General features: G+C 44.7%; 17 protein-coding genes and 1 pseudogene. 15 read left to right on the top strand and 3 right to left on the bottom strand.

From position 1 onward, the window contains the following. Positions 1-195: 195 nt before the first annotated feature. The 3 genes from EKN16_RS32720 (at position 196) to EKN16_RS20510 (ending at position 6,093) form a co-directional block, all read left to right on the top strand. The gene (locus EKN16_RS32720; protein ID WP_197719101.1) at positions 196-4,431 is read left to right on the top strand and encodes a hypothetical protein; all 4,236 of its coding nucleotides are present in this window, start codon (positions 196-198) and stop codon (positions 4,429-4,431) included. Between the two features lies 1 nt (position 4,432). Next, complete coding sequence (locus tag EKN16_RS20515; RefSeq protein ID WP_125661488.1) at positions 4,433-4,930, top strand: hypothetical protein; 498 nt, start codon at positions 4,433-4,435, stop codon at positions 4,928-4,930. Positions 4,931-5,601: 671 nt separating this feature from the next. After that, a complete protein-coding gene (locus EKN16_RS20510) occupies positions 5,602-6,093 on the top strand; it encodes a hypothetical protein (protein WP_125661484.1) in 492 nt (163 codons plus the stop codon). A gap of 384 nt (positions 6,094-6,477) precedes the next feature. Here EKN16_RS20510 and EKN16_RS33800 read toward each other — a convergent pair. Then, positions 6,478-6,847, bottom strand: a pseudogene (locus tag EKN16_RS33800) (IS110 family transposase); the annotation flags it as partial. 924 nt (positions 6,848-7,771) lie between these two features. Further along, positions 7,772-8,080, bottom strand: coding sequence for a hypothetical protein (locus EKN16_RS20495; protein WP_232015882.1), 309 nt, complete (start codon positions 8,078-8,080; stop codon positions 7,772-7,774). Positions 8,081-8,865: 785 nt separating this feature from the next. Between EKN16_RS20495 and EKN16_RS20490 the strand changes: the two genes are divergently transcribed. From EKN16_RS20490 to EKN16_RS20445, 10 genes are all read left to right on the top strand, one after another. Then, a complete protein-coding gene (locus EKN16_RS20490) occupies positions 8,866-9,756 on the top strand; it encodes an ABC transporter ATP-binding protein (protein WP_125661476.1) in 891 nt (296 codons plus the stop codon). Between the two features lie 63 nt (positions 9,757-9,819). Beyond that, positions 9,820-10,569, top strand: a complete 750-nt coding sequence (locus EKN16_RS20485; protein ID WP_232015880.1) for an ABC transporter permease — start codon at positions 9,820-9,822, stop codon at positions 10,567-10,569. A 2-nt stretch (positions 10,570-10,571) separates the two neighbouring features. Further along, a complete protein-coding gene (locus EKN16_RS20480) occupies positions 10,572-11,732 on the top strand; it encodes a sensor histidine kinase (RefSeq protein ID WP_125661470.1) in 1,161 nt (386 codons plus the stop codon). Between the two features lie 4 nt (positions 11,733-11,736). Further along, positions 11,737-12,339 carry a response regulator transcription factor gene (locus EKN16_RS20475; RefSeq protein ID WP_125661467.1) on the top strand — a complete coding sequence of 201 codons (603 nt, stop codon included), beginning with the start codon at positions 11,737-11,739 and terminating at the stop codon, positions 12,337-12,339. Between the two features lie 282 nt (positions 12,340-12,621). Then, positions 12,622-14,037: a transglutaminase domain-containing protein gene (locus tag EKN16_RS20470; protein WP_125661464.1), complete on the top strand. Its 1,416-nt coding sequence runs from the start codon at positions 12,622-12,624 to the stop codon at positions 14,035-14,037. 167 nt (positions 14,038-14,204) lie between these two features. Then, the gene (gene lepB / locus EKN16_RS20465; RefSeq protein ID WP_125661461.1) at positions 14,205-14,915 is read left to right on the top strand and encodes a signal peptidase I; all 711 of its coding nucleotides are present in this window, start codon (positions 14,205-14,207) and stop codon (positions 14,913-14,915) included. Positions 14,916-15,351: 436 nt separating this feature from the next. Next, the gene (corA, locus tag EKN16_RS20460; RefSeq protein ID WP_125661458.1) at positions 15,352-16,308 is read left to right on the top strand and encodes a magnesium/cobalt transporter CorA; all 957 of its coding nucleotides are present in this window, start codon (positions 15,352-15,354) and stop codon (positions 16,306-16,308) included. 154 nt (positions 16,309-16,462) lie between these two features. Continuing rightward, on the top strand, positions 16,463-20,161 hold the full coding sequence (locus EKN16_RS20455) for a DUF2062 domain-containing protein (RefSeq protein WP_232015879.1): 3,699 nt from the start codon (positions 16,463-16,465) through the stop codon (positions 20,159-20,161). 103 nt (positions 20,162-20,264) lie between these two features. Then, the gene (locus tag EKN16_RS20450) at positions 20,265-20,885 is read left to right on the top strand and encodes a TMEM165/GDT1 family protein (RefSeq protein ID WP_125661456.1); all 621 of its coding nucleotides are present in this window, start codon (positions 20,265-20,267) and stop codon (positions 20,883-20,885) included. A 64-nt stretch (positions 20,886-20,949) separates the two neighbouring features. Beyond that, positions 20,950-21,237, top strand: coding sequence for an alpha/beta-type small acid-soluble spore protein (locus EKN16_RS20445; protein WP_125661453.1), 288 nt, complete (start codon positions 20,950-20,952; stop codon positions 21,235-21,237). Between the two features lie 220 nt (positions 21,238-21,457). On the opposite strand, the gene EKN16_RS20440 is transcribed toward EKN16_RS20445, so the two are convergent. Continuing rightward, positions 21,458-21,934: a chromate efflux transcriptional regulator ChrS gene (locus EKN16_RS20440; protein WP_125666465.1), complete on the bottom strand. Its 477-nt coding sequence runs from the start codon at positions 21,932-21,934 to the stop codon at positions 21,458-21,460. A gap of 246 nt (positions 21,935-22,180) precedes the next feature. Between EKN16_RS20440 and EKN16_RS20435 the strand changes: the two genes are divergently transcribed. Together EKN16_RS20435 and EKN16_RS20430 are read left to right on the top strand one after the other, a co-directional pair. Then, positions 22,181-22,864: a response regulator transcription factor gene (locus tag EKN16_RS20435; protein ID WP_125661450.1), complete on the top strand. Its 684-nt coding sequence runs from the start codon at positions 22,181-22,183 to the stop codon at positions 22,862-22,864. After that, the gene (locus tag EKN16_RS20430) at positions 22,861-24,360 is read left to right on the top strand and encodes a sensor histidine kinase (protein ID WP_125661447.1); all 1,500 of its coding nucleotides are present in this window, start codon (positions 22,861-22,863) and stop codon (positions 24,358-24,360) included. The genes EKN16_RS20435 and EKN16_RS20430 overlap by 4 nt, the downstream gene beginning before the upstream one ends. Positions 24,361-24,384 lie beyond the last annotated feature (24 nt).

The following is a 24,384-nucleotide window of genomic DNA, read 5'->3' as shown; positions in this document are numbered from 1 at the left end:
GAGTAAATAATAATGAGTTTGAGCAGACGTGACGTGCGGGATGACTTGGGGTTATAAGGGTAATGATGGTTGGACTAATAGTTATTGGTTTTGTGGTATATTCCTCCCTTATGACTAGTAATTGACAATTTTCGACTCTTTAAACTACAATATTTTCATATAAATGAATTTAATTGTAAGGAGAGGGATTGCGAGATGGTATGGGTTAATATTCCGAAATCCCCGCCTGTGGGTGTTAGCGTTGGAGCTGCTATCGGTACATCTGGTACCAAAAGTGCACCAACTAAGCCGTCAACCAGCACGACTTCAACACCTCCACTCATTAACACCCAGCGGCTAGCTGAACTGGTGCGTGAGAAACAGGCTAGGGAAGCCGCCGAGGCAGCAGCTAAAGCCGCCGAGGCAGCAGCTAAAGCCGCCGAGGCAGCAGCTAAAGCCGCCGAGGCAGCAGCTAAAGCTGCTGCCGCTCAGAAACAAAATGCTTCCAGTCCTTCAAAAGGTGGTGCTGCAACAGGGTCTGGTAGTACTGTTGGCACTGGTACAGCCAGCGGAGGCACAACATCTTCAGGAGGAACATCCTCACAGTCACAGCCTACGTATAATAAGCCATCACAGGCCGAGCTTAACAGTCAACTATACAGTGCCAAGAATCAATGGTGGGACGCCAAAGTCCGAAACGACCAGTCAGCGATGGATGCAGCATCGAAGCTGGGGGATGCGCTTCGAAGTCAAGGTGCTCAAGAAACCGATGCTACTCGTTCACTGGATGCAGACTACACAGCCAAATTCAAGAACCTCAAACAAAATCAGCTCAACTCGGATTTGTTAGCCTCCAAGCAAAATTGGTGGGAGTCCAGATTAAAGGATGACCAAGTCGGTATGAATGCGGCTTCGAAGCGGGGGGAAGCTCTTCGGGCACAAGGTGCACAAGACACCGATGCTTCTTCTAAGCTGGATGCAGAGTACTCCGCTAAGCTACTGGCGAAGCAGAATACAGACAAACAGGCTGAGATTGCCAGACAGAATAAGGAGAGTCAAGCCGCTGCAGAAAAAAAGAAGCAGGAAGCCGAAGTCATTCAAAATAAATTGAATCAGGATCTTGTAACCACAAAGAAGAACTGGTGGCTAGCGAGACTGAACGATCAAACCGATCAAATGGCTATTTATGAAAAGCAAGGTGAGGAGCTAAGATTACATAAGGCTGTCGAGACAGATGCATCAAGAGCGATCGATACCGAATATGGCAAGCTTTTGCAGCAGAAACTCTTTGATGAGAGTCAGCTTTTCCAAGAAAAGAAAAACTGGTGGAACGCATACGCTAATATGAGTACAACGGCTATGGATGCAGCCGTTGCTGCGGCAAATAAGCTGCGGGGTAATAAGTATGTAAATAATCAAACCGCTGCAATAGCGAATTTAGAGAAACAGAATCAATTATTCCTCAAGAACAAGACCGATTACTATAATGCACGAATCAGCTTGAACTCCGAAGCTATGATTGCGGCTCAGAATGGTATGAAGCAAGCGATACAAGATGGTTCTTCGCTCTCTGGAGAATCCTATAAGGTTGATGAGGTTAGTAAAGCCATCATCACCAAGCTGGCGGAGTGGGGCAGCAACCTATTGGATAACAGCCCGGAAGCGGCAAGTAGAGTGTTAGCTGAGGCCGATGTAATAAAGAAGAATGCTGGAGCTTTCCAGGGTCTCGTAGCGAATGTCAATAGAACGGCACTCTCTAGTATAGTTAACCAGATTAAATCAAAGGACATCGAGTATTGGAAAGAAGTTTCCCTTTCAACAGCTGCCTCTCCGGGAAATCAACAGCAAGTTGCGGTCGATCGAGAGAAGTTGTATAACCAGCTTCGTTCAGCGCAAATCAGTATGGATTTCAAGAACACTTTAGTTAATACAGTTAATACTCAGATTATGGATGCCAAACAATCGTACTGGAATAGTGTGGATGCGGGTGCATCAAGTACTGAAATTTTGGCGAAGAAGCAGGTGTACAAGAGCCTTCAAGAAGAGAATAAGAGTGTTGCTGGAATCATAGGCGAAACTGCAGTTGATAAGTTGAATACTACATTCCTAGATGCAAGGAATCAATTGAATGGATATTTAAAGACAGGCCAATATGATGATGCTATTCAGGCGATTGATTATTTGCAGAGTTTGCGCTCTCAGGGCGCTACGCTTAATATTCGGCGGAATTCGGATGTCACCCAAGCCAAAGCAGATGATTTTCTTTATACGCTTAAGAAGCGTGAGTGGGATCTTATGGAGAACCTACAGGCGCCGGATGGTCGGTTGGCCAATATGAAAATCGTTGCTAAGAGCAATCTGGGTGCTAATGCGGATGCAGACAAAATAACGAAGCTAGACAATTGGAATAAAGCAATTCTTCAGGCTAAAGTGCAATTCTGGCAAGGTGCGCTGGAAGCCAACCAAGCGAAGATGACGATGGCCACGACGAATTTGAATAATGCGATAGGAAAAGGCGGCACGCTCAGTACCAAGCTGGATTCACAGTTGGATGAATTGAATAGTGAGTCTGTTCGGCTGAGAATTGGTGAGTGGGTCTATAAAGGCAATAAGGACTATGAAGTGATGCTGAATGATCGCCGATCTCTCCTGACAAGTGATATACGTACCGCTGAGAGGGCTGGATTATCTGCATATAACCTCTACCCGAATGCATCCGATGGAGTAAATGGATTAAGTGATCAATTGTCGCAATTATATCAAATGAAACAATCCAACTGGGATGTCACAGCATCGACACATGGTCAGTATTCTCCCTACGCGAGTTCGATTACGGAGAAGACAAGCCAAATCAACAATATTTTGAACAAAATGAATCAGGCAACTGGCGGGGAACTTGGAGATTATGTATTACCTCGTTTTACGATTGACGTCAAGAACCAAGAGGTATTTGATCTTCGCGAGCAAATGTTGACTGCTATCAAGCAGGTTGATGCCGGTAAAGCACTTGACCTTTACTGGTCCGCTGTGGACAAGATAGATCAAGGAGCAACACTGGACATCCGTAAGCTGGAGCCGAACTTCTTCAAGACGGATTGGAAGAAGCTGCGTCAGGATAAGATGTTTAAAGATACGATAGAGCAGTATAATAGAGAAGTATCCAAAGAAGACATTACCTCCATGCAAGAAAGCCTGAAAAAGATGAACTTCTATAATGGAGAAGTAACGGGAACGTATAATAAAGAATTCCTAATAGCGGTTGGACAATATCAATATATCATAAAAAATAATACAACCTATGAAGCCATAGGTGGTTTGAAAATCAATGTAGATGGGAAAATAACCGATGATCTCCTGAAAGCAGCTAGAATTGACATTAACATGGGGAGAAAGGTAGAGTGGGCAGCCTCTGCCGAGGAAGCCAATTCCGGGTTTATGAAGGGTGCGGCTATTGCAGTCGGTGTGGCAGATGGAGTTGTTTCTCAACTCGTTGATGATGGTATCGATTTATTTCAAAGTACGAACATCTACTATTTGATAACAAACACAGTGCCGCAGCTGTATGATCTGGCCAAAGGCATCGCCAATAAATCAATTACGCTAAAAGATATTACGCAGGCGATTGGAAGTGGACTTGCCGAACAATTCGTAACCCCTTTCCAACATATTGCGGATAACTACATGAAAGTGCTGGCAGGCAAAACAAGCTATAGCGAGAGCCAACAGTTCGGACGGGATTTGACAAAAGCCTTCGAAGCGGTGGCTGTCGTGGCAACCTTTGCAGAAGAAGGTGCTGTACTAATGGCTAAACTCGGCGAGAAGGCCAGAAAGCTCATCGAGGAAGTCAGTGCAGGAGGGCCGCGACTAGCGCATGCTCTTGAAGTGAATCGGGCATTCGAGACAGGCGTAAGGCCGATAGAGAGTGGGTCTTCTAAGGGGACGGGTGATCCTAAGAGCGTTGGTAATATAGTTAAGGACGGAAACAAAACTAAATATACGAACCCAGCTGGAAATGAACTTACTTGGGTTGATCAGCATCCTAAAAATATTAATCGTGATATTGATAATAGTTTAAATAGTACAGACCCAGGTAAAGCTACCGAAGCTAAAGTGGCTTCCATTGTCAGAGAAAATAAGGAAGTAACAGGATTTGGGCAGAAAATTCAAAGGGCGGATAATAGCCCGGCTGGTGATTTAGACGTAGTAACTAAAGATGAAATTATTGAAGTTAAGAAATCACTAAAGGCCGTAACGGATGTTGAACAGTTTGATAAATACGTAAATGCAAACCATACCGACTATTTTAACCCGGATCAGAAGAAAGTTATTTTGTATATTGATAAGCCATTGACAAACTTACATCCAAACGATGTAAAAAAAATAGAAGCCATCAAATCTAAAGGTGTTATTATTGTTAATTCTTTAGATGAACTTAAGGAGGTATTAAAATAAAATGGGGACTCCAGCTGTTATTTTAACGAAAAAAGAGAAATATTCTCCTGAGAGATTGTTAGCGGATACTATAGTCGCAGTCTTTCATGCGGATGCTACTCTCTATTTCCATAACAATAAAAATTATTCGGAGGATGGAGGATTTTCGTATACTACACTGAACATTAATAATAAATCATTTGCGGAGAAAAGCGACCTTTCATTTATTTTTTATGTTCATAGTATTAATAGTTCAAGTGTTGATTTTTACTATCACGAGGATTTAGGTTTAGATACAAATTTATTGCTATGTCAAGTCGGGCATATTGAAGATATCTATGGTGTCCAAGAATTGATTTTTAGCTTTATTTACGAATACCTTAGATTAAATCCCGATGATTACTTTTGGGTTGCAGATTATGATTGGGTTTACAGTTGGGAGGATATGCAAAAATTAAAATCTTTACCGTATGATCCAAATTGGTGTTATAATGATCCAAAGTTAATTGAGTTAACCTAAGTTATCTATTCTTTCATTTTGTTTGTACGCACATTAATGCTCTAAAAAGAATAACCTAAATAACGCTTTAGCGTTACATAAAAAACAGGTCGATTATGGTCAGATACCACCATGATTGATCTGTTTTTCGTTATCTTCGTTTTCTTTCGTTTTTTTTCAAATCCAATCGCAACTGTAGAATGACCTGCGGCGATAGAGACGGTGAGAAGATCGTGAATCGCAACTTTTAAATAGGACTGCGCGACTATGAGAGTATAGGCAGACAAAGTAAAGAGCACTTTGTCCGCAACCTAACTGACCCTTGCAGCGATGATTACGATGTACGAAAGAAATCTGGTGACGACCAGTCCTTGACTTAGACTTTCCCTTGCTATATCCAGTCCGATTACTGAATTCATTCCTGTATGACCTTCTCGTGATATTTTGCCGACAGTCCCTAGTCCTTCTTGTAGTGTCATAGCTTCGCTTGTTATTCGAGATCGTTGTCTCATGTTTCTACAAGTAGAGGGTGAACAGTTTAGCGCGCGGGATCATGGTCCCATTGGGCAATGATGACGTTCTACCCCGCTACCGTGTAATAAACTCCCGCTATAAAATGCTGGAAGATATTAAGGCACAAGGTGTAACTATTGTCAACTCATTGGATGAGTTAAAGGGGGTACTAAAGTAGTATGGGAACTTCTGCTTTTATTTTGACAGAAAAATATTCTCCGGAAAAATTCTTGGCAGATACAATAGTTGCTGCATTTCGTTCTGATGCTAAGCTTATCTTCGATAATTATAAAAATCTCGAAGAAGGTCGATTTTCTTCTACAACGTTGAATATCCTCGATCATTCGTATAATAGTGAAAAGAATAATTACCAGTTTATCTTATATGTAAAAGCTAAAGAGAATCCAAGTATATACTTCAGTGACTATGATGATCTTGAATTGAATTCAGATCGTGAATTGTATCGGGTAGGGACTATGGAAGAAGTATACGGAGCTGAAGAAATAATCTATCGATTTGTTCATGAATACCTTAGAATGAATCCAGATGATTACTTTTGGGTTGCGGATTATGATTGGGTTTATCGCTGGGAAGATATGCAGAAATTAAAATCATTACCATACGATCCAGACTGGTGCTACAAAAATCCGAAATCAATCTTTGAATTTTAAAACAGTTTTATATTTTAAAATCAGGATCGCACTCTACAACCGACTAACCATACACTAATAAACTAGACAGATACACTTAAACTAAGAAGGCTTATTCCAATCAATATGCTAGAAAAAGTATTACCTAAATAACGCAATGTTGTTAAGTCAAATAGGTCGATTATGGTCAGATACTACCATGATTGACCTGTTTTTTCACGTTGCATTTCGATGCATGGGTGATACGGTCATGGCTGAAATGATTCAGGAGAATTTGAGTTAAAATGCAGACGGGATTGCTAAACCGATGCAGGAAGAAAGATATTTGATGTTTCATAAAAATTCGATAGGAAAAGGAGTTCACAGATAAAAAGCAAGTTATTTGCGGCCTCACTGATTCTAGAGCTGCAGTTTGATCTGTACATAGAAACCCGTTATAGAGTCATGTTGTCTGATTAAATTCCGAAGATTTAATAACTGAAACTCCTCTTTTCTTAAAGGGTTCGAATTCTTCTTTGTAATAAAACTCGCATAAAGTATAGCATCAATGGCATCCGTCTTCACCTTGTAAGGTGGATGACTTTTTAGCTTGATAGGATAAGATCGGATTTATGACCACATACAAGTAATGGTGTTCCTCTAAAAACTGGGTAACAGGTACGTGGTAATGGCTCGTAGCCTCGAAAATAATCGTAGGTGGCTGTCCCACATTTGCCTCTACTTCCTTTAAAAAATGATGGAAGAGCTCCAGACCCTCCTGAGTATGATTGACGTTTGAAGGAGTATTATTAAAAGGAACTAATTTAGCAGGAATTCGAGGAATAGAGGAGTCTTTCATAAAAAGTGTTAATATAGGCACTCCAGAACATCCTATAATTCTTAAAGGCGAAGAAGCTAGACAGTGGCTCATAATCAAATCAACTGATAACTAGAAGAGGTTATTGGTTGGGACAATACTATTAAAACTGAAACAATAATTGATCTTTTAAAGATAATCTCCACTTTGGCGTACTACGCACCGATCAATGAGTGGGTGGGAGAGAACGAAGCCGAGCAAATCCAGCTACGGGAACAAGTAGAGCTAAGCCTTGCTCATTACCCGTCTAAATCCAGACATAAAGATGTCGTTCATTGAAATCAAATATTAGCAAAGGTTGCTTTGTTCCTAAATCAGTATGACTGGCAGTTATCCGATGATCATAGGGACTAACTACCGTAAATATCTGCCATTGTTTGGCCGATCCATTCCCCGCCGCTGCGCGGGGTTTACTTTTTTCAGGTCTTAACTGTCGGAAAACAGTTTCGACAGTGAGAGGGGATAACTCCTTACTTAAAACAAAAAGAGATAGCGTTTGGAACAGACAACATGATAACGAATACAACAAACAACTACAGAAGTATGTTGATCGCTATGTATCAAAGTTGAAATTTTGATCAGAGAAATAAACCTAACCTAATCGGCCAAAGAATCAGACTATGTCGGAGGACAAGAACATACTCCTTCCGATTGATTTTCCCAAATATAGAATCCGCCAATTAATGTAATTGAATCAGCCATTCAGCCATGATTTGATTTATGTATTTTGATTATACCGGGCTGTGGTGAACATCATCCTCGCATACCTTTGACTGAATCTCTCATAAAAATGAAATGGCTGTCATCCCTAGCTTCTTGCCTGGGATGATAGCCGCTATTTTTTTAGAAAAAGAATGGCTCTCCGAATTCGCCAAATCGGTCAAATCGATCAAATCGGTCAAAACGATCAAAACGATCAAATCGATCAAATCCAAAACGTTCACGTTCTGTGCCAATTGCCAATAAATCAAAAAGCACCAGAGGAATAATCGCTTTCGTTTTCACGTTCTTGCCTTTTTCCTGTGCAATAACCAAGCGGTTCCCCTGGATACGAACCAGCTTCCCGGAAACCTTCGAACCATCTTTCTTCAAAATATAGACCTGTTTTCCGTAAAGTTTCTTAACCTGCTCTCTGCTAACAGCCATCTGCAAATCCTCCCTTATGAAGATGTTAGTACAGGATAAGGAGCGCAGCTCGATGCCGGCTGCTCATCTTCCCGTCTATCATCTACTTTATGCAAGTCCTGATAGGGGGGATTGTATATTAATAAAAATGGATGTTTGAATAAAGATCTCAACACCAAAACTAGTGGTTGACGACGAAGGTAATCAAATGCTGAGCGGACAGGAGAGCTCTTATTTCAGTCCAATCGCTGCATGTAGGGGGATTAAAGGACAGAGAAGACGCTATTCTCCAGCAAATCATCTGAAATCAGCTAGATTTTAGTTGATAGCGGAACCTGTGTCCGCTGAACTTGTTTGGAGTCGTGTTTTGATCTGAATAGCGGTTCCACAGTCCGCTCAGCAAGATTAACGGGAAAAGCTCCTGTTATAGGGGCTGCTTTCGTCTGTTTTTCGTCATAGCGGGAATTTCTCCCGTTAATCCATTCTTATTCACCTCATTTAGGTGGATCTACTCAAGTTTATGGAGGGGCTCCTAAATGAACCGCTGAGCCCAAAATCGAGAGAAACGGATTTCAAGAATGCCTTTATGAATTTTGGCCTAGCAGCCTCTTGTTGTCACTTGTGAAGGAAGCTGAATCGAAAGTATGACATTTGTCATGTGAAAGACATTACATTCATGAATTCCGAGATGCTCTTGTATTCGGTAAGATGATTACAGATCAAACAACAACAACGACAACGACGACAACGATGACATAAACTTCGATGATGCACATACAAGAAGGATAAGAATGAATAGGAGAGATTCCAATATGAAAACAGCGATTCAACTAACCGGCGTCAGTAAAATCTTCAAAGGCAAACCAGCGGTAGATAACTTATCACTCACCATTCAAGAAGGAACGGTCGTTGCTTTGCTAGGACCCAATGGAGCAGGCAAAACAACCACGGTTTCCATGATCCTCGGCTTACAGCAGCCAACCAAAGGAACGGTGAAGCTGCTCGGAGGCGACCCTAGAGAGCAAAAGGTGCGTAATCGAATTGGCGCCATGCTGCAGGATGTCAGCGTAATCGATGGCTTGAAGGTATCGGAGAGTATTAACCTGTTTCGCAGCTATTATGAGAAACCGCTGACGCTGGATTACTTGCTTAAAGTGTCTAATCTGGAGAACGAGAAGGATAAGATTGCATCATCACTATCCGGTGGTCAGCAGCGCCGACTCGGCTTCGCCCTTGCGTTAGCGGGAGATCCGGAGGTGATTTTCCTAGATGAGCCGACTGTGGGCATGGATGTTACCTCGCGCCAGCTGTTCTGGGATACGGTTCGCGCTATGGCCGGAAGAGGACGCACCATTGTGCTGACGACACATTATCTGGACGAAGCGGACAGTGTGGCAGACCGTATCGTCGTGATTAATAACGGCAAACTGATTGCAGATGGAACGCCAAGTGAAATTAAAGCGAACACAACGGGCCGCATCATTTCCTTTATAGCGGGTGAGTCGGTTACAACAGAGAAGCTGCTTGCACTTCCTTGTGTTACGGATATCGAGTGGAGCGGCCGCAAGGTGAAGCTATCGAGCAGCAATACGGACCAGCTAATTGTAGCTCTTATTGAGAAGCGCTTCGAAATGCGCGATATTGAGATCCAAAGCGGCGGGCTGGAGGATGCTTTCCAAGCTTTGGTCCATCAAACTAAATAATAATAATAACAGCACGCATGCTGCTGATTTAAACGACTAATACAAATTCAGGAGATGATCCCAATGAATACAGTTAAAGCGACGTTGGCACAATGTAAGGCGGAATTGCTGAGGACGGCAAGGAATAAGCGGTTCGTTATTTTTTCCATTATTATGCCTGTTGCCTTCTTCTTCTTATTCACAAGCACGGTAGGAAACGATGCAAAAGTAGGCGGTGTGAACTGGTCCTCTTATTACCTCATGTCAATGACCTGCTACGGCATCATTGGTGCAAGCTTCTCAACCTTCAGCATCCGAATATCTCGAGAACGCTCCCAGGGCTGGATTAGATTGCTCCGTATAACGCCTCTACCATCATGGGCGTACGTCGTTTCTAAAGTAGCAGCGCAGGGAATCATCAACCTATTTATCGTGATCATGATGTTCGTTATTGGTGGACTCGGCAAACAAATTAGCTTGCCCGTATCAGTGTGGATCGAGAGCGGACTGTGGATTTGGATCGGCGGCATGTCATTCATGGCACTGGGCACGCTTGTTGGTGCGATGAAGAACACGGACGCTGTACAGGTAATCAGTACAGTTCTCTATATGGGGCTTTCTATACTTGGCGGACTTTGGATGCCAGTAGAGAGCATGTCCTCCACCATGCAAAGCATTTCTAAATTCACGCCTACCTACCAGCTGGGGCATGGCGCTTGGAACATCATTGCGGGTGTAGCTATTGACTGGAGCAGCATCGGTATCCTAGCTGCTTACGTCGTTGTATTTATGGTATTATCATCGTATATCCTTAAAAAGCAGGAAGCGGTGTAAGCATGGAAAAAGAGTACGGGGGTCGACCTTCGGGTCCGCCCTCCATTTTTTCATTCATATGGCTTATTTATTTGGTATTTCCTTTGTATACCTTTTTTGATCAACCGATTGATCAGATTGTGGAGGGTTTGGCGCTGCTTGCGGTATTCGTTGCTATGTATCTCTATAGCTTCAGACGACTGCAGGGGCGGTTTTATTGTGTTTTGGGCCTGATCATTATCATTTTTATATTCTGTCTTAAATACGATGTTTCCTATTTATATTTCGGCTTTTATCCGTCTCCTATTATAGGCATGCTCCGAAGCAAGAAACAGATGGTTATCTCCATGATGGCAATGGTGGCCTTATTTATTTCGGTAGGGTGGGAATCCAAGCTGTACCTAGATAGCCATGCGTTAATCCAGCTCATTCCAGCGGTGCTCATTATGCTTGTGCTGCCAATTGCTTTGCGAATTGGACAACGATCAAAGGATCTGAGGGAAAGACTGAACCTAGCGAATGAAGAAATTTCCCGGTTATCCAAGAACGAGGAAAGACAGCGGATATCTCGGGATTTGCATGATACGCTTGGCCACACACTTTCGCTTATTACACTCAAGAGCGAGCTAGCGGAGAAGCTGGTGCTTCGTAACCCAGAGCGTGCGATTCAAGAAGTGAGAGATATTCAACAAACCTCACGTTCTGCACTAAAACAGGTTAGAGAGCTGGTATCTGGGATGAATGCCGTTACGATTCGTGATGAAATCGTTCATGCCAAACAGATTTTGGCGGCAGCTGGCATTGTATTAGATGCGAAAGGGGATTCTAACCACGTTATTCCTTCCCCTTTAATCGATAATATACTCGGCATGTGCCTGAGGGAATCGGTAACGAATGTCGTCAAGCATAGTCGGGCACGGACATGCTCGATTGAACTTGTGGAACAACCTGGTATTCTGAAGCTGTTCGTAACAGATGACGGAAAGGGTACAGATACGGTATATAACCCTGCGCAGTCTGCAAGTTCATCGCCTTCCACTTGCAATGGGCTCAAGGGAATGAGGGATCGGTTGAAGTTGGTCGAAGGAGAGCTTGTATTCGACTCAGCCATGAATAAAGGGACGCGACTTTTGTTTACCGTACCTCTAGTGAATAAGTCAGTGGGAGAGGTGGAGGTGAGATGATTGTATGAAAGTAATTGTAGCCGAAGATCAAGGGATGCTTCGCGGAGCGTTAAGTGCATTGCTTGATTTGGAAGATGATATTGAGGTTATCGGGCAAGCAGAGAATGGGGAGCAGGCTCTGCAGATGATTCAGGAATTGGTACCGGATATCGTCGTCATGGATATTGAGATGCCGAAGATGACGGGGCTGGACGTTGCAGAGAAGCTGAAGGAAATACGGCATTCCTGCTATGTCGTTATCCTGACCACCTTCTCGCGAGCGGGATACTTCCAGCGTGCGATGAAGGCTGGTGTACGTGGGTTTTTGCTGAAGGATTCCCCAATTGATGAGCTTGGAGCCGCCTTGCGAAATGTATATGCAGGTGGACGAGCGGTCAGTCCAGAGCTTGCGATGACCTTCTGGGAAGCAGAGAATCCGCTCAGTGAGCGGGAGCGCGAGGTGCTTAAGCTGGCTGCGGAAGGACTTGCTGCGGGTGATATTGCCAAGCAGTTATTCCTCTCTGCTGGAACGGTGCGCAACTATTTGTCTGAGGCGATACAGAAGCTGGAGGCCAAGAATCGAATTGATGCAATCAGTATTGCAGAGAAGAATGGCTGGCTAGCCTGAATATTAGGTTTGGTTAGAAGAAGCGTCCCTCATTGTCCCTTGACAACGAGGGGCGCTTTATTGAAATTTCAGACTTCCATGCCGCATTCGCCTATCCTTTTCTGATATTTTTGTGGAAGAAACTTGCGTCGCTACCAGAGGGCAGCGTCAGCCTTTTCTTCTTATTTAGCAGAATCTATTCAAAATAATGTAAATTTCGTGCATTTTTGTGCTAGTATTAGAAAGGAGATTTCTGTACGTATAGAGATAGATTGATAGATTGTAGGAGGATTAACTGCACAGATGAAAGTACTTGCCAAGAAGGCGCTATTCGCTGCCATAACTGCACTTCTCATTAGCAATTCTTGTCCGACTCCGTCATTTGCACAATCCGATCAGCCCAGCAGCTGGGCAAAAGAAGATGTAAGTGAGGCTTGGGATCGCTTGCTGGTTCCAACAGAGCTCAATATCCAGTATCAGCTTGCGTTGACACGCGCACAATTCGGCGAGATGGCGATTCAGCTCTACGAGGTGCTTACGAATCGGAAGGCGGTAGCTCCAGGAAAGAATCCGTTTCGGGATATGAATAATTACCGTGTTCTTCAAGCCTATGAGCTTGGAATTGTGAAGGGCACGAGCTCGACCACCTTCTCTCCGAATACAGAAGTAAACCGTGAACAGCTGGCGCTCATGTTATATAACACCTTGAAGAAGGCCGGCCTTGCGAACAAGCTAGAAGCTGATTTAGGGGATGTGCCTAGATTCGCTGACGATAAGCAAATATCCTCTTGGTCCCGTGATGCAATAAAAATACTGAATGGAAGCCAACTGATGAAGGGCAGCGCATTCAAGGATCAAATATGGTTCATGCCCAAGACAACGACGACACGCGAGCAGGCCATTGTACTTGTGAACCGAATCTATGAGAAATATGGAACATACTATGTAAATAATGAATACGACCTCATGCATGCATTCGAATTAAATCAGAATCTTCCGATCGTCATCATGGATGCACGTTCGAAGCAGATCTATGAGAAAGCCAAGTCGATCTTAGGGGCAATCATCAAGCCGGGAATGAGTGAGTATGACCGCGAGCTTGCTATTCATAACTATCTGCTGCTTCATCTTGCCTATGATTACGAGAATTATAAGAACGGCACAATTCCGGATGATTCTTATACGATCTATGGTGCCCTGTTTAAAGGGATTGCTGTATGTCAGGGCTATGCTTATTCCGCCAAGCTGCTGCTGAGTATGGCGGGCATTGAGACGCATATCGTTACAGGTACAGCTAAAGGAATCGCACATGCATGGAATAAAGTGAAAATTGGCGGCAGCTATTACAATTTGGATGTAACCTGGGATGATCCAGTACCCGATGTGGATGGACGATTAGCCTATGGCTATTTCAACGTAACGGATGAGGAATTAGAGCGTGATCATATTTGGTCCGATGATCTGCCTAAAGCGCTTGCCAGCGCGAGTAACTATTTTGTATACAATGGCCTGACCGTTGCCAGCGCGAGTGAGTTTGAAGCGCGTGTCATAGCAGCCATTCAAGTGCAAGCCTCTACCATCACGCTGAAAAGAACCTACAAGAATGCTCAGGGGGCAAATGATTGGTACGCCTTAATCAGCAGATTCCCGGAAGTAGCGAAGTATTCATATACGACAGACAATAGCGGTGTAGTAAGTTTCACCTTCATTTACCGCTGAGAACGGAGTGGTGAGTTTCACCTTCATTTACCGCTGAGAACGGTGTGGTGAGTTTCACCTTCATATACCGCTGAGAACGGAGTAGTGAGTTTCACTTTCATATACCGCTGAGAACGGTGTGGTGAGTTTCACCAGTGGTGGATGTCATCTACAAAGGGGATGAAGCGATGAATAAAGCGAAGTTTTTTCGATCCTCTGCGGTCGTTATAATCGGCATCATTGTCGCAGTCATTGTCGCAGTCATTGTCTTGTGGTTGATGGTTTTCAAGGAAGAGACGATTACGGATTCCTACACTCCATTAACGTTAGAAAAGGCAGCCACGACGAGTGGGAAGTTAATTTATGATTATTATAACGATGGGATGGCGGGTAAGCAGAGTGATTATTCGACGGGTATCGTCGGCTCGCTTGTTATCGATATGGATGTTTATAAATCGCAGCGGCTTAAACGAGGCGATGTCATTCTTTTTCGCATGCCTCCAATTGACTTGAATATTAATAACCATATTAATCCTCCAGAGACGTCAGTTGCTCGCGTGATCGCGTTGCCTGGAGAGAAGATCGGCATCAAAAAAGGTCAAATCTATATCAATGATAAGAAGCTCGATACTTATTACGGCAGAGTTCTGATGTGGGGACAGGATGAGAAGACGTTCTTTGCAAATAGCACGGAGAGCAGCTGCCCTAAGGAATGTGTAGAGGGGATGACCGAATATTTCAACACCTCGATGAATGAAATTACGATACCTCAAGGCCATATCTATATTCTTGGTGACAGCATGGGACGCAGCATAGATAGTCAGACGTTCGGCTCGCTTCCTTTGATTAATGTTAAGGGAAAGGTTATCGGGGTTACAGGTCAGCCGAAGCTTATATAATGTCCTTTCTTTATGCTCTAATCCATAATCAGTGCTTTCCAACACGAAGTACCCAGCGAAGCGGACGGAATCGTTCTGAAGAAGCGCTAGCGTTCGCCTTTGTCTCCTTATTTCTACCCCTAAGGGATAGAATCAAGAAATAGGGAGGCAACAGCGATCGTAAGAATGATCTGTCCGCGCAGCGACCTTCTACGCACCATGATTCGAATTTATCAAGCCCTTATTTTAGTGTTGAGCCTTCTTTATCTCATAAATTATTTACGGAATAAACCATTAGCATGGGCTGATGGTTTATTTGTTGTTATTTCGAATATCTATCGTTAACATTAGTAAATTCTGAAGCGCGGGTGTTCCGCTAGGTTCGAAGGCCCAATTGCTCTGGCAAAATTGTACATGCTACAATGGATCAAATGAGCATCGGGATGGGGAACAAGCTATGATTCGTACATTAATGATTACTAAGGACCATCAGGTCATCGAAAATAAAACGCTCGAGCAGCTCGACCAAGCAGCAAACATCAAGTGGTTCTGGGTGGATTTCTGCCAACCGACTGCAGAAGAATCGAAGCTGCTGGATAGCCATTTTCATTTTCACCCGCTGGCGATTGAAGATTGTCTCATGTATCTCCAAAGGCCGAAGATGGATCATTACGAAGCGGATGTTCATTTCTTAGTCCTGCATGCGCTTGATCAAAAAACATTGCAAACGGATGAAATTGACTTGTTTATTGGTCACAACTTCATTGTCACTTATCATGCCAAACCGCATACGGAAATCGATCAGGCGTGGAAGAAGGTGCTGCTGAAGCCTCATTTTGAAATTCACGGGAATTTACATGCCGCTTATGTAGTTATGGATGAGCTGGTCGACTATTATTTTCCGACTGTTCAAGCCATTGAGGACCAGCTCCTTGACTTGGAGACAGGTAGCCATAATGAGGTTGTACAAGACAAGCTTAGCGAAGTGTTTGATATTCGAAACAAGCTGCACAAGCTGCGCAAAACAATTGTGCCCATGCGAGATTTGCTCTATCGTATCTTGAATACGCAGCGAATTGATGGATTACATAAATATATGCCATTCTTCACGGACATTCATGATCATCTACTGAAGCTCTCAGAGATTGTCGATTCCAACCGGGATATGACCTCAGATATGCGTGATCATTACATGTCGCTAAATTCGAATCGAATGAATACCATCATGAAGACATTGACGGTCATTACGACGATCTTCATGCCGCTGACGTTCATTGCTGGCTTATATGGAATGAATTTCAAGAACATGCCTGAGCTTAACTGGTACTCTGGCTACTATATCGTGCTGGGCGTAATGGCTCTTTTGGGTGTGGGAATGTTCATGTGGTTCAGGAAAAAGGGTTGGTTTGATTAGGCTCTTACAATCCGATAAGCAGTTTTTTATAAGCCTTGAAGATTTTGGCATCTCGTTGGAAGCTGCCTTGTAACTTTCTTGTAACTTCTTCTACCGCTCCAGTTTGCTATATTGGAGGAAATTGATTTTTTATGGAGCGGGGAGCGTGCATGATGTGATTAGAAAGACAAGTAGAAGACTGCTCGCTTCTTTATTTTCCCCTGTTACGGCGCTGCGGGGCGCTGCGGCCGGCTCTGTCGGTCTGTTCATCGGTTTGCTTCCGCTTTATGACTTTCGCTTTGTCGCTATACTGCTCATTTCAGCGTTATTTCGTCTGAATCTGCCTGCTATCGTGCTGGGGATGTCGATTACATTCCTATTCCCGTTCCTTCATCTCTTCTCCTTTTTAACTGGACAGCATCTTGGCAGTTATATGAACTTCCATGGAAGATCACACTTTCTGGGGAACACAATAACAGGAATCGTGCTGGCTCTGTTATCGTTTCCCCTTTTCCTATTGATCTTCAATCTTCCTTTAGCTCAAAATTTAGGCAAGAGAGATTATGTTTTTCAAGATGAGAATAAACGCCGTTGGCTGCTCACTAAGCGTCTCTTCATTGCCTTTGTCAGCTTTACGATCCTCATTCTCGCCGTATTTGGCGTTAGTATCGGGGTTAACCCATTTCTTCCACAACTGAGTCTCAATTCAGATCGGAATCTTCTTCATCGATTGAGCCCGATTGCTGAGAAGCTTAGTGAATCAACGCTGGAACATCAGCTAAGGCAGGAAGACAAGGAACATCCTACTTTCCAGCTCGATTATCGCCGCCATCATAGAGTAACTGAAGTGGCACAGCCGCATGAGGAGGAAGTATACGGCTTCTATGTGAATTGGGACGACAAAAGCAAGGAATCACTGCTTCAAAATGATAAATCGCTAACGACGCTGCTGCCAGAGTGGTACTTTTTGAAAAAGGATCTGACGATCAATGATCAAACGGATAGCGATGTCGTTCAAATCGCCAAGGCGAGGAATTTGAAGATTGAGCCGATCCTTAGCAACTATGTAAATAACAAGTGGGATGGGGCACTTGTGCACCAATTGCTGGCTGATCCGGATAAAGTTAAGCAATTAACCCAATTGCTGTACAACCAAGTGGAGAGCCAAGGCGAAGCGGGCATTAATATCGATTTTGAGAATATAGACAAGCAGGATCAGGATTTGCTAACCGCCTTCATAACCGTGTTATCAAATACGTTCCATGCACACGGTCTTCAGGTTACAGAGGATGTGCCGGCAGATGATAATGCTTTTGATTACGGGGCATTAGCTAAAGTAGCGGATCGTCTTATCGTTATGATGTATGACGAGCATAGTGGAGATGGACCCGCCGGTCCTGTGGCCTCGCAAAATTGGTTTGAACAGACGCTCGATCAACTGGACATACCGCCAGATAAGATCATCGTCAGCATGGGGAATTACGGCTACGATTGGGTAGAGAATGATCACCAGCCTGCGGAAGCAGTAACGTTCGGCGATATTATGGATATGGCTCAGCAATCTCATCTGATCATGCAATGGGATGACGAGAGTGGGAACCCTTATATGCGCTACAAGGATAATAATGATTCGCATATCGTCTGGTTTCTGGATGCTGCTACTTTGTACAATCAGATTAAGGTCGTCCGAGATAATGATTTCAAAGGCGTGGCGGTATGGCGGCTGGGGTCAGAGGACCCTTCCATATGGAAGCTGCTGAATCATCCTGCTGCCAAGGTGAACGAGATCAGTGAGGTCAATAGCCTCGAATCGGTTCGTTATTTGGGTGCCGGAGAGATCCTTCGCATCACCTCTGCGGCAAGTGTGGGGAAGCGCACGCTAACGACTGATGAAAACGGGATTGCGGATGAATCCTACCTAACCTATCCCCTGCCCTATGTTGTTGAACGATACGGGAAGCCTAAAGGGAAGCAGGTTGTCCTTACTTTCGATGATGGACCAAGTGGACAATACACACCGCAGATCCTGCAAATTCTGAAGCGTTATGGGATAAAAGCATCCTTTTTTGTCGTCGGAGAGAATGCAGAGATGCATCCCGAGCTCATTCAGCAGTTGTATAAGGAGGGGCATGAGCTTGGTAATCATACGTTTACCCATCCTGACGTAGCGGCGATCTCGCTCTTCCAGACCAGGATGGAGCTCAATGCGACGCAGCGGCTGATTCAAGAAATTACAGGCCATTCTATGACCTTCTTCCGACCGCCTTATGTGGCGGATGCAGAGCCGTCTACGCCAGCGGAGCTGCTGCCTATTCTCCGCGGCCAAGAGATGGGCTACACAATGGTTGGAGAGCTTATCGATCCGGAGGATTGGGCGAAGCCTCCGGCGGATGAGATTGTGCGCAGAGTAATGGATCGGCTTCCGCAGGGTAATGTTATTCTTCTGCATGATGCAGGAGGTAATCGGGAGCAGACAGTAAAAGCACTGCCAAAGATAATTGAACAGATCAAGAGTAAAGGATATACGTTCACGACGCTGAGCCAATTAATCGGCAAGACGCGTGGGGAGACGATGCCCGTCGTTAGCGCGAGCGATAGTCCGCTCTTGGTCTATGATCGCGCGGTATTTAACGCTCTGATGGATTGGAGCACACTGCTCCAAATCTTACTGGGCACCGCGATTGCGATCGGTGTCATCCGTGTTGCATGCCTCGCTCTTCTGGCTTGGCGGCACAAGAAAAGCTATCGGCCCGCAGATCCTCAGGACAATTTCAAGCCACCGGTTAGCGTCGTTCTTGCCGCTTATAACGAAGAGAAGGTGATTGTGCAAACGGTTCGTTCGATCCTGCAAAGTGATTACCCGAACTTGGAGATTGTTATCGTTGATGATGGATCGACTGATCAGACGAAGGAGGTCATACGCGAAGCTTTCGGTGATCGGAAGGATGTCCGTCTGATTACGAAGTCCAATGGGGGCAAGGCCTCAGCTGTCAATATGGGCTTCAAGGTATCTCAAGGAGACTTTATTGTTGCATTGGATGCAGATACGCTTATCGCGCCTGATGCTATTTCACTGCTCATTCGTCACTTCCGTGATGATAATATGGCCGCTGTATCGGGTAATGTGAAGGTCGGTAATGTGAGGAATATATTGACCAGCTGGCAGCATATTGAATATGTAACCGGCTTTAATCTGGAGCGACGTGCCTTCGATCGACTGAACTGCATTACCGTTGTGCCTGGAGCGATTGGCGCATGGAGAAAAACGATGATCGAGCAGGCTGGCTACTATAAAGAAGATACACTTGCCGAGGATACAGATCTTACATTATCCTTGCTCCGATTAGGCTTCACGATAGGTTATGAAGAGCGGGCCTATGCCTATACGGAAGCGCCAGATGATGTAAGAAGCTTCATTAAGCAGCGTTACCGCTGGACGTATGGCACATTGCAATGTCTGTGGAAGCACCGGAAAGCACTTCTCAATCCGAAGCATAAGACACTTGGGTATATTGGTCTTCCGAATATGTGGCTCTTTCAATATGTATACCAAACGATATCTCCAATTATCGATATTTTGTTTGTATGCTCCTTGTTCACAAGCAGTGCCGGTAAGGCGTGCGGCTATTATGCTGGATTTTTTCTTCTAGATTTGCTGGTTGCGATATTCGCGTTCCGCCTAGAGAAGGTGAGTCTGAAGCCTTTGGCTTCTCTGTTCCTACAGCGTATCGTTTATCGACAGTTCATGACGTATGTGATTATCAAATCCCTGCTTGCTGCTGTAAAAGGAATGGCTGTCGGCTGGAACAAATTGAAGCGTAAAGGCAATATGGACATTGAAGCTCAAGGTGGGAACAAGACCTCTTCCTTGTAGTCGGGTTGTGAACATTGCATGAATTCATTGAAAAGTGTTTCAACATAACTGGGCTCTTGCATATCTTATAGTTCACCTGCGATTGATCAGGAGGGATATAAGCATGCATTGGCTTTCGATTATCGGAATTGGTTTGGCTGCGAATCTGGACAATTTGGGGATTGGGATGTCATTTGGCACGAGATCCACAAGAATACCCGTTTTATCTAATGTCATCATTGCCATCTTATCGATGATAGCTGCCTATCTATCCTTAGTATCGGGGCAGGCGATCGCGGCAGTTATCCCGGTAAAAACTGCGAATATGTGCGGGGGGATACTGGTTGTCCTCATTGGGTTGTGGAGTATCTATTCCGATAGAAGACAGCAGAATCTGGCGAACGGGGATGCTTCCCGGGATTTAAACGAAGGAGAGGGACCGAGCGCTCTTATTCGTCATCCGGAGAAGGCGGATAAAGACGGCAATAATATGATTTCGTGGCGGGAATCGTTAGCGCTTGGATTCGCTTTGTCCATTAATTGTCTCGCAAGCGGATTTGGTGCGGGTGTCACCCAATTGTCTCCGCTTGCTACGACTTTATCCATCGGCTTGTTTTCTTTTCTTACGATTGCTCTTGGAGCTCGAATTGGCTTCAAGCTTGCACAAACTTGGTTTGGCAAATATGCGAATACAATTGGCGGCATGCTTCTGATCGCAATCGGCATTTACGAAATATTCGTTTAATCGCATATGTACCTGCACCTTGGGACAAGGTAACAAGTAAAGATGACCAAGGAGGCGGTTAACGATGGCGCGAAGAGGTCGGAGAAGGCTTATAGTTCCGGGTGCGGAAGCTCAGATGAGTGCATTCAAAGCTGATGTGATGCGGCGTGAAGGTTATGCAGTAAATTCGAATCGACCCGATGATGTGAAATATGAGGTGGCAAAGTCGCTGGGGATACCGTTGGAACCTGGATTTAATGGTGACTTAACGACCGAGTCGGCGGGGAAAATCGGCGGACAGATCGGTGGAGCTATGGTCAAGGAGCTGATACGTATGGCGCAGCAAAAGCTTGTGGATCAGAACCAGCCTTAAGTAAACGGATACGGTAGATCCCATCCCTAAAGCGGGCGGAACGCAAAGGGCACTGGGCATAAATATCGTGAAAGACCGAGTTGTATAGTAGCAGCAAGGGGTTTGCTCGGGGTTGGCGCATCGAAAACCAATAGGGTACTCACGTAAAAATCGTGGGTACCCTATTGGTTTTACTTGGAACTCATAAAGCGGTTAAAACTTTCGTTATTATTCGTATGTTTTACAAGCGCATTCCCATACGACTTTTGAAGCGGTTAATAAGAACCTGCGTATCAACGCTCATAATTCCCGGCAGGACATACAGCTTATTCTTGAGGAAATCCTGCATCTCTTGATTGTCGGCGAACAACCCGTGCATATGGAGTTTGGTTGGCCCTGTCATATGGTACAGGCTCGAAATTGGGGGCTCCATGGCTAGTTGGTCCGCAACGTCGTGCAGGAATTGAGGTTCCACTTCGACGTTGAAAAAAGCGGAGACAGAGATTCCTACCCTCTCTGGATTGATAACGATCGTGAATCTCTCGATGACTCCTTCCTCCATAAGAGCGTTTACTCTTGCTTGTACGGAAACTCTTGAAAGACCGATTTCCTTGGCTAGATCGGTATAAGAGATACGACTGTTTTCATGAAGCATTGCAATGATTTTGCGATCTGTAGCATCAAGTTTGGTTATCGGCATTTCCTGCGGAGAAGGCATAGGCCATTCATCCTCCTTGTTATTCATCTATTCAAAGCGTAAGCAAATTGCGAAAATTACTCTTAATCTGTTAGTCGAACAAGTCTGTTTAACGCTCATTTTAACTATTTTCTTGAATATTGTCTACATATCGTGTTGTTTAATCGATGGCATTCATTATTCATCCCTCTTTCAGTATGTATTCATCCTATTTTCATACTGCTGCGTTAAGATGATCTTATCCTAATATAATAGGGAGGCTACGGCATGCCGGCTAAGATTCTCGTCGTGGAAGACGATCATTATATTCAAGAGCTAATCAGTGAATTTCTCCGAGCCCAGCAATATGAGGTGGATGCAGCTAGCGATGGTCTTGAAGGCTGGAACCTGTTTCAGCAGCAGCCCTATGACCTTGTTATTCTTGATTTAATGCTGCCTTCACTGGACGGTTATTCGATCTGCCGAATGATTCGGGAGAAGTCAGAGACACCTGTTATCGTGATGACTGCACTTAGTGAAGAGAAGGATCAGCTGCGTGCGTTCGAAGAGGAAGCCGATGATTACGTAACCAAGCCATTCTCCTTTCAGGTGCTCATTAAGCGGGTAGAAGCAGTGCTCAGACGGACGAAGCATGTGCAATCAGGCGAGCTGCCCTTCGACGATCGGCTTCGACTGGATGTAGATGCTTACAAGGTATACGTCGAAGGGCGCTTCATAGAGACGACCACGAAGGAATTTGATATTTTGCAAACACTGCTCAGCAATGCCGGTCGCATTATGACAAGGGACATGCTGCTTGATAAAGTATGGGGCTATGATTACTTTGGCGATTCGCGAATCGTAGATGCGCATATTAAGAATATTCGTAAAAAGCTAGGCATTCCCATTATCCGAACGGTTAAGGGAGTCGGTTATGCCTTGGAGAATGAAATGGTAGGCGTAGAAGGATGAGGCGCCGCGGTATTACATTCAAAATCTTCATCATTACGACGATTCTGTTAGTCGTCTCGGCCTTACTTATTTATTTAACGCTGTATTTTATGCTGCCTGGTTACTATAAGAATATTAAGCAGTCGAGGCTGGAGACTGGCGTTAATGAACTGATTAAAGCGATAGACGGCAAGCCGGCCAAAGAAGCTTTGCCGCTGATGTCGCAATTCGGTCAAGAGCATAATGCGTGGCTCAACCTGCGTGACAAGAATGGATGGGTATATGATATCTCACCGAATTTCATGCGATTTAATAATGGGCTAATTGGCGACGGAGGATTCCCGGGTATCCGAAGGCAAATTATTTCTGGTCGAACGAATGAGGGACGCGGGGGTTTAGACCGCAAGAATCATATGCTGAGTGTAGAGCGGACGATTCATTTTGCTGAGAGCAATGAGGCGTTCACTTTATCCATAGATGCGCCGCTGCAGCCTATCGATGAGGCGTCAGAAGTGATCTTGCGATTCCTGCCGTACATGCTGATTGCCATTCTTCTCATTGCTATTGGAGGGGCAGCGATTTATTCGCGGTTGATTGCGCGTCCATTGATTGGATTGAATAATGTGGCGCGGCGGCTTGCGACATTAGACTTTGACATGCCTGAAGCACCGCTGAAGTCTAGTGACGAGATAGGCGAGTTGTCGCAGAATTTGAGCAAGCTAGCCAGTAATTTGCAAGCCACGATGGCAGAACTGCAGAATGCCAATGCGCAGCTTAAGGACGATATTGTGCGAGAACGGGAGCAGGAAGCGAAGCGCCGCGAGTTCGTTGCGACGATCTCCCATGAGCTGAAGACGCCGATAACGGCGGTCAGTGGTCAATTAGAGGCGATGATCGGTAATATTGGCATCTACCGTGACCGTGACACATATCTACGCCAATCGTATAAGATCATGCGCGATATGGATAAGCTGGTGCATGAGATTTTGGACTTATCTAAGCTTGAGAGTCGAGATTTCCTGCCGCTTATGCGTGAGGTTGATCTAGCAGAACTCGTACGTGAATCTATTGAGAGCATGAGCTATTTGGCCGATGTGAAGAGTATGCAGATTGAAAGCTCTCTGCCAACTGAAGCCTTCATCGTTGCGGATGAACGGCTGATGGCTAAAGCTGTCGCTAATATTGTATGCAATGCTGTGCAATATTCTGGTGAGGGGGAGCGGGTTACCATCAAGCTTGCGGAAATTCGCCAATCCAGCGTGGGAGAAGAGTTTGCTCTTGTTCAGCGACTCTATAAGCTTGAGGTATTGAATACGGGCGTACAGCTGGATGAAGCCAAGCTAACACGATTATTCGATCCGTTCTATCGAGTGGAGCAATCTCGCAGCCGTACGACCGGCGGCAGTGGTCTGGGCCTATACATTGTAAGCAAGGTGCTGGATGCGCATGGCGCTGAATACGGCATTGCCAATACGCCAGAGGGCGTCAAGTTTAGTTTACTGCTGCAAGCGGCATGAGAGAGTTCCTTGGCGAAGTAGGCT

The organism is Paenibacillus baekrokdamisoli (assembly GCF_003945345.1).
Taxonomy (GTDB): Bacteria; Bacillota; Bacilli; order Paenibacillales; family Paenibacillaceae; genus Paenibacillus_Z; species Paenibacillus_Z baekrokdamisoli.
Note: the sequence above shows the minus strand (reverse complement) of the source record. Positions and strands in the feature narration are given on the sequence as shown.